Source organism: Bacillus sp. MT94, from assembly GCF_058792475.1.
This window is the reverse complement of sequence record NZ_JBXAEZ010000004.1, coordinates 253295-268500: the sequence shown is the minus strand read 5'-3', so window position 1 is coordinate 268500 and position 15206 is coordinate 253295. Positions and strand designations below refer to the sequence as shown.

Here is a 15206-nt window from a genome sequence, read left to right as displayed (position 1 = left end):
TTCGTTAGTTCATTTGTAGGGAAGTAATTCACTACATTAATCTTTGAAGGTGATAAAAGAGTTATGCTTAGATAACATCTTGTTCTAAGTACAACATATCTCCTTCTGTAATTGTACATTTCCCGTTTGTTAATTCAATCATCCAATTTGTAAATGCTTGTTTGCCGTCTTCTTCTACATAAGTATCAAATGTGACATTTTCTAGATAATGTATATCTTTAATGGCATATTTTGAATTACGTAATTCATTTTCTACTTTGCCAAGTAATGTGTAATCAATCTCGGTTTGCATCACACGCATTAGTTTTCGCTGGACTACACCGACATGATTAATGCCTTCGCTTGTACACTTTCCATATGCACGAATTAATCCACCTGCGCCAAGTTTAATGCCACCAAAATAGCGTGTTACGACAACGACGGTATCTTTTAGCCCACGTTTTTTTAGTACTTCTAGCATTGGTACGCCAGCTGTACCGCTAGGCTCGCCGTCATCATTTGCTTTTTGAATATGATCTTGTTCGCCAATTAAATAAGCGGAACAATTATGTGTTGCATTCCAATGCTGTTTTTTTATTTTTTGTATAAATTCTTGAGCCTCTTCCTCAGTCGTTGCTCGGCTAATATAACAAATAAATCTTGATTTTTGAATGACGATTTCGTGTTCGCCGTAGTCTTTGATTGTTAAATATTGTAATAGCACTTGTATACGCCCCTATCTATCAAAATGACTAGTACTTTCCATTTTAAAAGCGAGCCTTTTTATATTCAAACATTTTTTCTAAATAGGCTGAAGTTTTTGGTGAGTATTTTATCTTTTTGTTGTAATTTGTCGAGATGGTGAGTATAATTTCAACCGGCATTTCCCTGTATGGATGCACCATTTGTAGTTTTCGTGTAAAATTAGGAAATAAAACTTTTTATAAGGCAGGTACGAAAATGAAAATAGCTATTGTTACTGATAGTACAGCATATATACCGAAGCAAATCCGTGATGAACTCAATATATATATGATTCCATTAAACGTTGTGTTTGGAACAGAATCTTATCAAGAAGAAGCTGAAATTTCAGCAGATGATTTTTATGTGAAAGTACGTGAACAAGAGGAACTTCCAAAAACTTCTCAACCAGCAATCGGAAAGTTTGTTGAGCTATATGAAGAACTAGCTAAAGATTATGATGCAGTTATTAGTATTCACCTATCAAGTGGAATTAGTGGTACATATCAAACATCAACGACAGCTGGACAGATGGTAGAGGGTATTGATGTATACACGTATGACTCTGAAATTAGTTGTGAAGTACAAGGATTTTATGTGCGTGAAGGTGCAAGGTTAGCAAGTGAAGGAAAGAGTCCAAAAGAGATTATTGCTCGTTTTGATGAAATGAAGAAAACGATGGACGCCTATTTTGTAGTTGATGATTTACATCATTTACAACGTGGTGGTCGATTAAATAGCGCGCAAGCTTTCATCGGCAGTCTGTTACAAGTGAAGCCAGTTTTATATTTTAGAGATAAAATCATTATTCCGTTTGAAAAGATTCGTACACGTAAAAAAGCATTAAAACGTATCATTGAAATTTTTGATGAGCAAGCAAGTAAAGGTGTACCTATGGAAGCAGTTATCATTCATGCGCAACGTGAAGAGGAAGCGAATGAATGGAAGAAAGAATTAGAAGCAAAATATCCTCACGTCACAATTCGTACAGGTTATTTTGGAGCTGTAATTGGTACGCACTTAGGTGAAGGTGCATTAGGTCTTGGATGGTATACGAAGTAATAAAGATATAAAAAGCTCTCTTTTTAAGAGGGTTTTTTTACGGGTATGTTACGTTTAGTTGACAAGTTAATATTTGGAAATGGTAAAATGTACGTAAAATAAAATAATGAGGAAAGTTTTATAACTTACTTTTTACAAGAAACTATATTATAATAGAAGAGAGGTGAAACATATGGAGCATAATTCTTGTTTATGTCCAAAGTTTGAGTCAGCTTTTACTCTGCTTAGTAAGAAGTGGACTGGCTTAATTATTAAATCTTTGCTTGAAGAGTCGAAACGTTTTAGAGAAATCGCAGATATTATCCCAAATATGAGCGATCGTATGTTGTCAGAGCGTTTGAAGGAATTGGAAAGCGAGGGCATTGTAGTTCGTAATGTCTATCCAGAAGTACCAGTTCGAATCGAGTATGGCTTAACTGACAAGGGAAAAGCGTTAGAAAGTGTTATGGATGAGGTCCAAAATTGGGCTGAGAAATGGATGAAGTAGCATTTCATTTGTATTCGTATATTTAATAAAACGTAAGGGATTCCTTACGTTTTTTCTTTGTTTATAGAAGTAAGAAAATTATATAAATTTCTACACACACATACAAAAATATACGAATTTTGCGCTAGAGCTACATATAATATTACATTTGTTTTACAAAAACGTAACATTAGCAAAAAAAATCCCGAATTATGGTATAAATTTTATAGGTTATATACGGAAAAAGAAAAAAGAAAGCGGTGTAAAAAATAAAATGAAAAAGCTAAAAATGGCATCTTGCGCATTAGTTGCAGGGTTAATGTTTTCAGGGCTAACACCAAATGTATTTGCAGAAGATAAAATTTCTGACGTGAAATCACAAATTAATACACAAAATGACACTTTACATAAACAACAACAAGAACGTGATGAATTACAAAAACAAATGAATGAATTAAACAAAACAATTCAAGGTTTAGATAAGTCTGTTCAAGAGAATGCTGCAAAGCTTGATGAAACAACGAAAAAAGTTTCTGATACTGAGCAATTAATTGAAAAGAAAAATAAAGATATTGCAGAATTACAAACGAAGATTGCAAAACGTGAAGAGTTATTAAGAAAGCGTTTAGTTGCACTTCAAGAACAACCAAATACGAACGTTGTAACAGAAGTTCTTGTAAACTCTAAAAACGTTGCAGATTTAGTTGATCGTTTAACTTCTGTCTCTAAAATTCTTGAGTCTGATGAAGATATCATGAAAACACAGCAAGAAGACCAAGCTAGTGTGAAAAAAGATGTTGCAACGGTAAAAGAGAAACAAAAAGAATTAAAAGAAGCACAAACTCAAATTGAAACTGCTAAGAAAGAACTTGACGCTGAAAAAGAGAAAAAAGCAACAGCGGTAAACGATTTAAGCGGTAAAATGGATACAGTTGTAACTACAATGACAAGTACAGAAGGTCAATTGAAAGAGCTTGAAAAACAAGCGTTACAATTACAACGTATTGCAGAAGAAGAAGCACAAGCAAAAGCTGCACAAGAAGCTGCTGCTCAAAAACAAGCAGAGCAAGCTGCTAAAGCTGCGCAAGCTCAGCCAGCACAAGCACCTGCAGAGCAAGCTGCACCAGCAAACAATGGTGGACAAGCTCAAAAAGAAGAGCCTAAAAAAGAAGAACCTAAAAAAGAGGAACCAAAAAAAGAAGAGCCTAAGAAAGAAGCACCTAAACAAGAAGAGAAAAAGCCAGCTCCAAATGTGGGTGGCGTAATTGGTAAAGCGCAAAGCTACTTAGGTTTACCATATGTTTGGGGAAGTGCATCTCCATCAAACGGTGGTTTTGATTGTAGTGGATTCATTTCTTACATTTTTGGTGTAGGTCGTCAAGACGTTGCAGGTTACTGGAACTCAGTTTCTAAAGTAGGTAGCCCACAACCAGGAGATTTAGTATTCTTCCAAGGTACTTATAAAGCAGGTCCATCTCACATCGGTATTTACGTTGGTAATGGCCAAATGATTCATGCTAGTGATAAAGGAATTGCGTACGGTGATATTAACAGCTCATATAACCAAAAACATTTCTTAGGTTACGGTCGATTCTAGGATTTATAAAAGAATAAAAAACGTGTATAAAGTCGATAGCTTACTATTTTATAAGTAGGTTATCGGCTTTTTTGAGTTTTTACGGGATTTGAAGAAGGGTTTATAGTAGTGCTGGAGGTGATTGTCGATGCTACCGGGGAAACAGTTGCTATTAGACGAACTTTCTTCAGATTTACAGAGGGAATTAAATGATTTGAAAAAGAAGGGAGAGGTCGTGTGTGTACAAGGTGTAAAAAAGAAGGCTTCTAAATATGTATGTCAGCGTTGTGGAAATATAGAACAGCGGCTATTTGCGTCGTTTTTATGTAAAAGGTGCAGTAAAGTGTGCACATATTGCCGGAAGTGTATAACGATGGGGAGGGTAAGTGAATGTGCTTTACTTGTTCGCGGGATTGCTGAAAGAAAGAGAGAAAAGAATTTAAACTTGTTACGGTGGAGCGGAACGTTGTCTACTGGTCAGAATTTGGCGGCGCAAGGAGTTATAGAGGCTATTAAGCGAAAAGAATCATTTTTTATTTGGGCTGTATGCGGGGCTGGGAAAACAGAGATGTTGTTTTACGGTATTAACGAAGCGCTTCAAAAAGGAGAAAGAGTTTGTATCGCAACGCCGCGAACGGATGTTGTTCTGGAATTAGCACCGAGATTACAAGAAGTATTTCCATATATAAAGGTAGCGGCTTTATATGGAGGGAGTGTGGATAAAGAAAAAGATGCAGTACTAGTCGTTGCAACCACGCATCAATTATTGCGTTATTATAGGGCGTTTCATGTCATGGTTGTAGATGAGATAGATGCTTTTCCATATTGTGCAGATCAAATGTTACAGTATGCGGTAAAACAAGCGATGAAAGAAAGAGCGGCGCGTATTTATTTAACTGCGACTCCAGATGAAACGTGGAAGCGAAAATTTAGAAGAGGTGAACAAAAAGGTGTTATTGTTTCTGGACGATATCACCGTCATCCTTTGCCAGTTCCTTTGTTTTGTTGGTGCGGGAATTGGAAAAAAAGCCTCATTCATAAAAGAATTCCTCGAGTTTTACTACAGTGGTTACAAACGTACTTAAATAAAAAATATCCTATTTTTTTATTTGTTCCCCATGTGCGATATATAGAAGAGATAAGCCTGTTGTTAAAGTCATTAAACAAGCGAATTGAAGGTGTACATGCAGAAGATCCGGGTAGAAAAGAAAAAGTAGCGGCTTTCAGAAAAGGAGAAATCCCATTATTAGTTACAACGACAATTTTAGAGCGAGGCGTAACAGTAAAAAATTTGCAAGTAGCGGTTTTAGGGGCGGAAGAAGAAATATTCTCAGAAAGTGCACTCGTACAAATTGCGGGCCGAGCAGGGCGGAGCTTTGAAGCACCGTATGGAGAGGTCGTTTATTTTCACTATGGTAAGACAGAGGCGATGGTGCGCGCGAAAAAACATATTCAAGGTATGAATAAAAATGCGAAAGAACAAGGATTGATCGATTAATGCATTGTTTACTTTGTGATGAGTGTTTTGTAGAAACGGTTAGTTGGTACAATTTTTTTGTAAAGTGTCATAGAAAATATATATGTGATAGATGTGAGCAGAAACTTTCCTATATTATAGGAGAAATTTGCATGGAGTGTGGGCGGCCTTTAGAATATGTTCCTGCCTCATTTCAAGAAGACGGTATTTGTATAGATTGTCTAAGGTGGATGAAAGAGGCGAAGTATCGTTCTTTTAAAAACCGTTCGTTATATATGTATGATGATGAGATGAAAGAAATAGTAGCGCAGTTTAAGTTTCGGGGGGATGCAGAGTTAGTGCGCATTTTTTATCGTCCTTTTCGAAGTTTATTTCAAAAGTATTTTGCTAATGTTTCAACCGTTATCGCTGTTCCGCTTAGTAAGGAAAGGGCAGTTGAACGTGGTTTTAATCAAGCTGAGTTATTAGCAACTTGTTTACCTGTCAAAATTTCTTATCCATCATTAAGAAGAAGGGAAACAGAAAAGCAAAGTAAGAAGACACGTAAAGAAAGGGTGTCAGGAAGCAATCCTTTTTATTTTCAGGGAGAAGAGATGTTTTCTGGGCAACATATTTTACTCGTTGATGATGTGTATACGACTGGAATTACAGTTAGGCAAATCGGAAGTTTGTTATATGAAAGAGGGGCAAGGGAAGTATCTAGTTTGACACTTTGTAGAAGTTAATATGGCAGTGTCGAAAGGGATAATAAAAAGGCGATAAGTCTTCTTTGACTTCATATGTTGTCATTCGTTATAGTCAAAATATGGGGCGAATGCCCTGATTTTTAGAGTGAAGGGAATGGAATGAACATGCAAGGAAGAGTGAAATGGTTCAATGCAGAAAAGGGATTTGGGTTTATTGAGCGTGAAGATGGTGACGATGTATTTGTCCATTTTTCTGCTATTCAACAAGATGGGTATAAGTCATTAGAAGAAGGGCAACAAGTAGAGTTTGACATTGTAGATGGAGCACGTGGACCACAAGCAGCTAATGTTGTGAAACTGTAGGGGATATTGTTTTGGGAAGAGAAAGCTGCGTTTGTGGCAACGTTATATATATGTAGTAGAACCTCTTGTTTTTCGCAAGGGGTTTTTTGTTATAGGGTAAGTTGTCAAAAAGTTGTTTCTTTTCTGTAACGAATTGTCCACAGTTATATTCGTTATTCACGATGTTAATAGGATAAAATAAAGATAGAAACGATGCATCTTTTCATTTCAACAAAAAACGATAAAAAAATCGCAATTCCACTAATTTTTTTAAAAAAGTTAGAAGGAGTTTTTAAGCCAGTGTCGAAATTATAGTACATAGGCTTGAAAGGAGGAATTCATCTATGAAATTCAACATTCGTGGTGAAAATATTGAAGTAACTCCAGCATTAAAGGAATATGTAGAGAAAAAACTAAGTAAGTTAGAGCGTTATTTTGATACATTCCCAGAGATTAAAGTTAATTTAAAAGTATACTCTGACAAGCAACGTGTCGAGGTAACAATACCATTTACTGATTTATTACTTCGTGCAGAAGAAACTAATAGCGATATGTACGCTGCTATCGATTTAGTAGTTGATAAACTTGAGCGACAAATTCGTAAACATAAAACAAAGGTAAATCGTAAGTTACGTGAGAAAGGTTCTGTGAAAACGAACTTTATCCTTCCAGAAGCAGTAGCTGTTCTGGATGCGGTAGAAGAGGATGAATTAGAACTTGTACGTACAAAACGATTCGATTTAAAACCGATGGACGTTGAAGAAGCGATCCTACAAATGGATATGCTAGGACATAATTTCTTCGTCTTCACAAATGCTGATACAAATGAAACTAATGTTGTATATGGCCGTAAAGATGGGAAATACGGTTTAATCGAAACTAAATAATAATTCAAAAGCGCAGCCGAAATGGCTGCGCTTTTTTGTATTGAGATTTTGAATGTGATTATCTCCATAAGTATGTACTTGTTAGGAGTATACTAATTTTGTTTAATTTAACAATATTTTATAATTGTAAATAAAATATTAAGTTTTCTGGAATCAATTGATAGTGTATTTTGCTTTTGTTATCTTTAAATTGCATTATATAGATTTACTTTGTTTCTTTAGTAAAAAAATAAAATCGATATAATGCTACAAATTATCGGAGGTGCTTTTAGTGAGCATTAAGAAAAAAAGTCGTTTTATGTTTGGATCTGTTTTATCGTTAGGTATTTTAGCTAGTACTTTTGCTTTAACCGAACCTGCTAAGGCTGATACAAAGGATGATCATGTAGAATTTACCTTTAGACTTTGGAATGCATATGATTTTACTAATGCACGTCCTAAAGAGACACCTACTTCTATGTATATGCGTGTAAAGAGTAGTGAGAAGGGCGGTGGTTCTTTTAACGTTTGGACAGAAGCTGATAAAAATAAAGGTAAAGGTAATAGAGATTGGGTAAATGTTTCAGGTGAGTCGGGTAAGCATGAAGGAACGGTGAAACCAGGTAAAACGTATCTTTTCCAAAATTACGCATATGAAAACTATGGGAAAAATGTACCTGTGAGATTTGGTGGTTATTCTAGAGAAAATAATGCTTATCCTACTGCTTGGAGTCCTGATAGTGTAAGACCGAGTGGACCTTACACTGAATATTGATTTAGAAATTATAAATTGAAATTATTTATTGTGTAGTACTAGAAAAAGTCGTATAGTTCCGAGTCTTGATTATACGGCTTTTCCTGCTATTTCATTTTTAAAATAGGAGGAGTTGTAATGAGGTTTATCTCAAGATATATTTTAGTTTGTTTTTTTATATTGAGTATTAGTTTCTTAGTTTCTTGTCAAAAGAAAGTAGATGAACCGATTGTAAATATTGAAGATACTTTAACGGAAAAAGATAATTTGAAAAGTATTCAGTTACAAGAAATTAAGAAAAATACTATTGTTGAACAAGTGTTTTTAAAAAGTGAAAATGGTCATGATTTCTTTCAAGGTCAAATAGAAAGAAATGATAGCTTAATAGAGGATAAGCTTTCAAATAAAAAATTAAAGTCAGGAGTTATACCAGAAAATTATTATGTTTTTTTAACGGGTGTGACGAATAAGAAAAAACCAACGTATCTTTTGGGACGGATTGAACAAATTGATGGAAAAATAATTCAGTGGAAACAAGAAGTTAAGAGTGTAAAAAGAAAAGGTACAAATGATGTTTATCAGTATGAAGTTGAGTTTCCTAAATTTGAAGGAGAGAGAGCAAATGTTTCTTTTCGTTACATTTGGTTAAATAAAGAAAATAAATGTTATGGTGTTGCGGATCAACTTTTCATATTAAAAAAGATTTAAATTTCATTAATGGTTTATGGAGGAGTTGTAGATGAGTTACTTTTTAGGAAGGATTTTAAAAGGTAGGATGTTTTGGTTGTCTGTATTTATTATGTTAGTAATTGTCATTGCTCAATATATTGCTATGTGTGTAACAACGAAAGGATTTAATGATGCTGGGATTATAAAGGTATCTCCATATTTATCTAACATTTTACATTTTAATAGACTACCATTTTATAGTGAATTTTATCTACTTATATTTCCTATGATTTCTGCAATGGCTGTAGCTGGGATTTATAGAATTGATAAAAATTATGGATTTATTTATCCTGTCATTTCTAAGATGGGAACGCGTCATTATTTTAGATTACTTTATTGTATTAATTTTATAGTATCTTTTTTTATTATAAGTGTCCCTTTACTATTTCATTTTTATTTATATGCGATGACTTATCCGACAGTTGCTCCGCATCCGATATTAAATTATATGGCGGCTACTGTTTCACCAACAGCTCAATTTAATACGGTTTATTATGAGTATCCTACTTTATATTTTCTAATGTATGTATTTTTAAATAGTTTATACGGTGCGGTTTTTTCGAGTTTGGCTTTATCAATTTCGTTTTTTATAAAACGAGTTTATTTTATTTATTTAGTTCCATTTGTTTTACATATTTTTTGGCTTGGTATTGGAAAAGGGATTCTCAATCCTAAAGATTATTTAATTAAAGATTTTGGCTTTTTTGAATTGCAAATCTTTCTTAGTGTCCTGTTATGTATTTGGTTTTGTTCTGTAGTTCTTTATTTACGGGGGAGTAGGAAGCATGTTCTTTTATAATGTAATGAAAGAAACTATAAGGATGAAATATGTTGGGTTAAGTATTCTCTTTTTACTTAATGTTAGTATCATTGGTTGCTTGTTCAATTATTTTGAACAGGGCATTGTAAAAGAGAAAATGAACGAATTGGAAACTTTGTATAAGGTTATGTCGTTTTATAATTTGTCGACTATATTTATTCCTTTAACAATTGTTTTTTCTGTATATTCTATGTCGAATTTTTTTAGTATTTATGTTGTTTACAGAGTGAATAATGTATTGAAATTAGTTTCCATATATTATATAAAGTTATTCGTTTTTGTTTCCTTTTTTGCTGGGAGTATGATTTTACAGTTGTTTTTGATGTCAAATAGGATGGCTATAACTAGTGTTGATGTAAATTATCCATTATTATTTTGCATTCAATTATTTGCGAGTGTTTTTATATGTATGATAAGTGCTTTATTGCAATTATTTTTACCTAGTTTACTTGTAATAATATGTATGATTACTGCTGTTTTATTAGATAGATTTATATTACATGGATTTTTATTTACAAATGCTTTTTATATAAATGTGTTTGAAGATGCTACTGGTTTATTTATACGCTTATTTGGCTGTTTTTTTATCTTTTTTATAAGTGTATGGATTTTATCTAAAAAAAGTTATATTTCTATGAATGATGAGACAGAGGTGATCTAGTTTACATTATGATCTTATATTATTTGTTAAAAAGAGATTTACATGTAAGGTTTCGAGATTCCATCAAGATAATGGCTTTTTTATTCTTAATTTACGCTATTATTGCAATTGCTTTTTTATACAATCAGCCTCTTAGTAAGGGTAAAGAATCTGTATTAGTAGATGTTACCTTTTATCGATTTTTTCATGGAGTAGACTTTGTGGATTTATCTTATTTTTATAAGGAGGGGCGATTTTCTATTCCTTTTTATTGGATATTCTTTCAAATCACTCCTTTGTTGCTTGTAGGGAATTTTGCTTTTTCAGATATTCAACAGAATGGTGTTTATTTATTTCCTCGTGTTAAGAAGAAGCATTTTCTGTGGTTAACGAAAATGCTATCTTTGTTTTTTTACATAGTTTGTATTTGGGTTGTTATGTATTTTATTTGGTTTACGGTGTACTATTTGCTTACTTTTGGCGAGAGTTCTTTATATAGTCAATTTTCTTATAAAATATTAGGTACTATGCTAATTCAAATAATTATAAGCTTTTTATTAGCTTTGATTTTTGAGTTTTTAACGTTTTATATACCAATAACTATTGTTTTTGTACTAATGTTGTTGTACCTGTTTTTGTCTATTTTCTTTCATAGTATTTATTTTTTAGGCTCTTTTGTTATGCCAAATCGTTGGTATTTTGTTGATCACAGTTCAATTCAATTGACTTTAGGTAATAATCAATCTATTCAATGGAATGATTTACTCCTAATAGGGGTAGTAATTGTTGTTGTAATGATTTTATTAGGTAGTTTTTGTTTTAAAAAACTAGATGTGATAGGTGAATAATTTATGGACAATTATATTAAATGTGAATGTATGACGAAAAGATTAAAAGGAAATATTGTGTTAGATAATATTAATTTGTCAGTAAAAAAAGGCGAATTTTTAGTTTTGAAGGGGCATAATGGCTCTGGTAAAACGATGATTTTACGCGCTATATCAGGGTTAATGCGTTTGAATTCTGGAGTTGTTTATGTAGATAATGAAATAATTGGAAAACAAAGGCAATTCCCTGATTCTATGGGGATATTGATTGAATATCCAAGTTTTATTCCAGCGTATACTGGTTTTCAGAACTTGAAATTTTTATCATCGATTAACAATAAAATCTCTGATGAGGAAATTTATAATATTATTCAGAGGGTTGGACTTGATAAAACAGATAAGAGAAAGTATAAAAGATACTCTTTAGGTATGAAACAACGTTTAGGGATAGCGCAAGCTTTAATGGAACAACCAAAATTATTGTTATTAGACGAGCCAACTAATGCTTTAGATAGTGATGGGATAAAAGATGTTTTAGATATTTTGGAAGTAGAAAAATCTAAAGGAACGACTATTATAGTAGCTAGTCATGATGTGCATGTCCTGGATAATGGTATAGTAGATCGCATTGTACATGTTAATAATGGAAAGTTGGTAGATTAAGAGTGACAAGAAATCATGTCTTAATAATCATTGGATTGTGTCTGTTGCTATGTATATTTGCTAGTTTATTTAGATTTAAAACATTAAATCTAAATAATGAATCTTATAAAGTGGTAAAAGATGAATTTTTATCTAATAGAACTTTTGAAGATGGACAAGGAGTTACGTTTCATGCTCTTGATCCTCTTGATCCTACAAAAGTTTATGATCCTTATGAAGACCGTGAAGTAGTGACGTATGTTTTACCTTTAAATATTACAAATACAACAAATCGGGATATTAACTTGCTTAGTAATGAGTCTATTTCCGATACATTGTTTTATTCTAAAATAGGCGAGTTTTATAATGTAATTCCGTATGCAATGGAGTTACCTAAACAATATCAGTTTGATCCTGTAATACCTGCTGGTAAAACAGTACGAGGATATATAGGGACAAATTATTTTATAGGAGATGACCCTTATAAAAATTATAAAAACTTTTCAAATGAATCAACTAAGGTGAAATTTATTTCTTTTATGAAGGATAAGAAAGGGAAATATCATGAATTAGAAATACCAATAAATTAATAAAATTCGTGATTGATCCAGATATATTTTAAGGGTGTTTTTTGCTGTGGTTGAGTAGATCTTGCAACATAACAGTATCGTTTAAAGTCGGAGTTGTTTCGCAGGTGTAAGTATCTATGGATGCTGCACCTGCGGAATTTCCGGCTTTTTGTAATTGTTCATTTAAAACTAATAGATTTCCTTCGATTATCCTCTTTTAAAGTGGGATATTTAATACGGAATTTGCAATAGAGGGATAGAGAAAAGACATATTAGTTTGTTGGAACAAATGAAATGAAAACTTTTTTGAATATAAGGCCTGACATTCGGCCGATTGTTGTCATAGTTATAAGACAAGTGTTACAATTATCATTAGGTATATACATTTTAGTTTTTTTAATTAGGAGAAAAATTGGCATAACATACATTTGATTTTTACAACGACTGATTGTAATAGAGAAAAAGAAAAACAATCGGAAGTTTTATTTTAATAAAAGAGGAGCGTATTTCCTATGATCGGTATTTTAAAAAAGGTGTTTGATGTAAACCAACGCCAAATTAAACGTATGCAAAAGACAGTTGAGCAAATTGATGCATTAGAGTCATCTATTAAGCCACTAACTGATGAACAATTAAAAGGAAAGACGCTTGAATTTAAAGAACGTCTAACAAAAGGTGAAACAGTAGATGATCTACTACCTGAAGCTTTTGCAGTTGTTCGCGAAGCGGCAACTCGTGTTCTTGGAATGCGTCCATATGGCGTACAGTTAATGGGTGGTATTGCCTTACATGAAGGGAATATTTCTGAGATGAAAACGGGTGAAGGTAAAACGTTAACATCTACATTACCTGTATATTTAAATGCTTTAACAGGAAAAGGTGTTCACGTTGTTACAGTCAATGAATACTTAGCACAACGTGATGCGAACGAAATGGGACAACTTCATGAGTTCCTTGGCTTAACGGTAGGAATTAACTTAAATAGTATGTCACGCGAAGAGAAACAAGAGGCTTATGCTGCTGATATTACGTATAGCACAAATAATGAGCTTGGATTCGATTACTTACGTGACAACATGGTTTTATATAAAGAGCAGTGCGTTCAACGTCCACTTCACTTTGCTATTATCGATGAAGTCGATTCTATTTTAGTCGATGAAGCGCGTACGCCGCTTATTATTTCGGGACAAGCTCAAAAATCAACAGAGCTATACATGTTTGCAAATGCATTCGTTCGTACGTTAGAAAATGAAAAAGAGTATTCATTTGATGTGAAAACGAAAAATGTAATGTTAACAGAAGATGGTATTACGAAAGCAGAGAAAGCTTTCCATATTGAAAACTTATTCGATTTAAAACATGTAGCACTTCTTCACCATATTAATCAGGCGCTTCGTGCACACGTTGTTATGCATCGTGATACAGATTATGTTGTACAAGAGGGCGAAATCGTAATTGTAGACCAATTCACTGGTCGTCTTATGAAAGGTCGTCGCTATAGCGAAGGTTTGCACCAAGCGATTGAAGCAAAAGAAGGTGTAGAAATTCAAAATGAGAGTATGACGCTTGCGACAATTACATTCCAGAACTACTTCCGTATGTATGAAAAATTATCTGGTATGACTGGTACAGCGAAAACGGAAGAAGAAGAATTCCGTAGTATTTACAATATGAATGTTATCGTAATTCCAACAAACAAACCGATTATTCGTGATGATCGTGCCGATTTAATCTTTAAATCAATGGAAGGTAAGTTCAATGCAGTTGTTGAGGATATTGTGAATCGTCATAAACAAGGGCAACCTATTCTTGTAGGTACAGTTGCAATTGAAACTTCAGAGCTTATTTCAAAAATGTTAACGCGTAAAGGTGTACGTCATAACATTTTAAATGCGAAAAACCATGCGCGTGAAGCAGATATCATTGCAGAAGCTGGTATGAAAGGTGCTGTAACGATCGCAACGAATATGGCTGGTCGTGGTACAGATATCAAGCTTGGAGACGATGTGAAAATCTTCGGTCTAGCAGTTATCGGTACAGAACGTCATGAAAGCCGTCGTATTGATAATCAGTTACGTGGTCGTGCTGGTCGTCAAGGGGACCCTGGTGTGACGCAGTTCTACTTATCAATGGAAGATGAATTAATGCGCCGATTTGGTTCAGATAATATGAAAGCAATGATGGATCGTCTTGGTATGGATGATTCTCAGCCAATTGAAAGTAAAATGGTTTCTCGTGCGGTAGAGTCTGCACAAAAACGTGTTGAAGGAAATAACTATGATGCACGTAAGCAGTTATTACAATACGATGATGTACTTCGTCAGCAACGTGAAGTTATTTATAAGCAACGTCAAGAAGTAATGGAATCGGAAAACTTACGTGGCATTATTGAAGGTATGATGAAATCTACAGTAGAACGTGCTGTTGCGCTTCATACACAAGAGGAAATTGAAGAGGATTGGAACATTAAAGGTCTTGTTGACTACTTAAATACAAACCTTCTTCAAGAAGGAGACATAAAAGAAGAAGAATTACGTCGCCTTGCTCCTGAGGAAATGAGCGAACCGATTATCGCGAAATTAATAGAGCGTTATAATGACAAGGAAAAGCTTATGCCAGAAGAGCAAATGCGTGAGTTTGAGAAGGTTGTTGTATTCCGCGTTGTAGATACGAAATGGACAGAGCATATTGATGCGATGGATCACCTTCGTGAAGGTATTCATTTACGTGCTTACGGTCAAATTGATCCACTTCGTGAGTACCAAATGGAAGGATTCGCGATGTTCGAGTCAATGGTTGCTTCTATTGAAGAGGAAATTTCTCGTTACATTATGAAAGCTGAAATTGAACAAAACTTAGAACGTCAAGAAGTTGTTCAAGGTGAAGCTGTTCATCCATCTAGCGATGGCGAAGAAGCGAAGAAAAAGCCAGTTGTAAAAGGTGACCAAGTGGGCCGCAACGATTTATGTAAATGTGGTAGCGGTAAAAAATATAAAAACTGCTGTGGTATTGTTCAGTAATATAGGGCGG

16 protein-coding genes are annotated in these 15206 nt (G+C 33.8%); 15 read left to right on the top strand and 1 reads right to left on the bottom strand.

The window, feature by feature from the left end:
- Nucleotides 1-67: 67 nt before the first annotated feature.
- Entirely contained in the window at nt 68-703 is a 636-nt protein-coding gene (locus AC1Q51_RS16600) for a YigZ family protein (RefSeq protein WP_000926670.1), read from the bottom strand.
- 236 nt (nt 704-939) lie between these two features.
- Between AC1Q51_RS16600 and AC1Q51_RS16595 the strand changes: the two genes are divergently transcribed.
- From AC1Q51_RS16595 to secA, 15 genes are all read left to right on the top strand, one after another.
- The gene (locus tag AC1Q51_RS16595; protein ID WP_000684727.1) at nt 940-1782 is read left to right on the top strand and encodes a DegV family protein; all 843 of its coding nucleotides are present in this window, start codon (nt 940-942) and stop codon (nt 1780-1782) included.
- A gap of 172 nt (nt 1783-1954) precedes the next feature.
- Nucleotides 1955-2269 carry a winged helix-turn-helix transcriptional regulator gene (locus AC1Q51_RS16590; protein ID WP_000400857.1) on the top strand — a complete coding sequence of 105 codons (315 nt, stop codon included), beginning with the start codon at nt 1955-1957 and terminating at the stop codon, nt 2267-2269.
- Between the two features lie 148 nt (nt 2270-2417).
- Nucleotides 2418-3845 carry a C40 family peptidase gene (locus tag AC1Q51_RS16585; RefSeq protein WP_000499491.1) on the top strand — a complete coding sequence of 476 codons (1428 nt, stop codon included), beginning with the start codon at nt 2418-2420 and terminating at the stop codon, nt 3843-3845.
- A gap of 127 nt (nt 3846-3972) precedes the next feature.
- Entirely contained in the window at nt 3973-5322 is a 1350-nt protein-coding gene (gene comFA, locus AC1Q51_RS16580) for an ATP-dependent helicase ComFA (RefSeq protein WP_090978133.1), read from the top strand.
- Complete coding sequence (locus AC1Q51_RS16575; protein ID WP_090978131.1) at nt 5322-6026, top strand: ComFC family protein; 705 nt, start codon at nt 5322-5324, stop codon at nt 6024-6026. Before comFA ends, AC1Q51_RS16575 begins: the two co-directional genes overlap by 1 nt.
- A 126-nt stretch (nt 6027-6152) precedes the next feature.
- Nucleotides 6153-6350: a cold shock protein CspC gene (cspC, locus tag AC1Q51_RS16570; protein ID WP_001990088.1), complete on the top strand. Its 198-nt coding sequence runs from the start codon at nt 6153-6155 to the stop codon at nt 6348-6350.
- Between the two features lie 323 nt (nt 6351-6673).
- Nucleotides 6674-7216 (top strand): ribosome hibernation-promoting factor, HPF/YfiA family, encoded by a 543-nt coding sequence (hpf, locus tag AC1Q51_RS16565; protein ID WP_000671193.1) that lies wholly within the window; start codon nt 6674-6676, stop codon nt 7214-7216.
- 271 nt (nt 7217-7487) lie between these two features.
- The gene (locus tag AC1Q51_RS16560; RefSeq protein WP_000023374.1) at nt 7488-7970 is read left to right on the top strand and encodes a DUF2712 domain-containing protein; all 483 of its coding nucleotides are present in this window, start codon (nt 7488-7490) and stop codon (nt 7968-7970) included.
- 117 nt (nt 7971-8087) lie between these two features.
- Entirely contained in the window at nt 8088-8657 is a 570-nt protein-coding gene (locus AC1Q51_RS16555; RefSeq protein ID WP_001211060.1) for a hypothetical protein, read from the top strand.
- A 31-nt stretch (nt 8658-8688) separates the two neighbouring features.
- Nucleotides 8689-9477: a hypothetical protein gene (locus AC1Q51_RS16550; RefSeq protein WP_000120050.1), complete on the top strand. Its 789-nt coding sequence runs from the start codon at nt 8689-8691 to the stop codon at nt 9475-9477.
- On the top strand, nt 9464-10159 hold the full coding sequence (locus tag AC1Q51_RS16545) for a hypothetical protein (protein ID WP_016513226.1): 696 nt from the start codon (nt 9464-9466) through the stop codon (nt 10157-10159). Before AC1Q51_RS16550 ends, AC1Q51_RS16545 begins: the two co-directional genes overlap by 14 nt.
- Before the next feature lie 71 nt (nt 10160-10230).
- Complete coding sequence (locus AC1Q51_RS16540; RefSeq protein WP_492331624.1) at nt 10231-10986, top strand: hypothetical protein; 756 nt, start codon at nt 10231-10233, stop codon at nt 10984-10986.
- 3 nt (nt 10987-10989) lie between these two features.
- A complete protein-coding gene (locus tag AC1Q51_RS16535; protein WP_029443606.1) occupies nt 10990-11628 on the top strand; it encodes an ATP-binding cassette domain-containing protein in 639 nt (212 codons plus the stop codon).
- Between the two features lie 41 nt (nt 11629-11669).
- Nucleotides 11670-12197 carry a hypothetical protein gene (locus AC1Q51_RS16530; protein WP_029948375.1) on the top strand — a complete coding sequence of 176 codons (528 nt, stop codon included), beginning with the start codon at nt 11670-11672 and terminating at the stop codon, nt 12195-12197.
- A 491-nt stretch (nt 12198-12688) separates the two neighbouring features.
- On the top strand, nt 12689-15196 hold the full coding sequence (secA, locus tag AC1Q51_RS16525; protein WP_000579372.1) for a preprotein translocase subunit SecA: 2508 nt from the start codon (nt 12689-12691) through the stop codon (nt 15194-15196).
- Nucleotides 15197-15206: the final 10 nt, after the last annotated feature.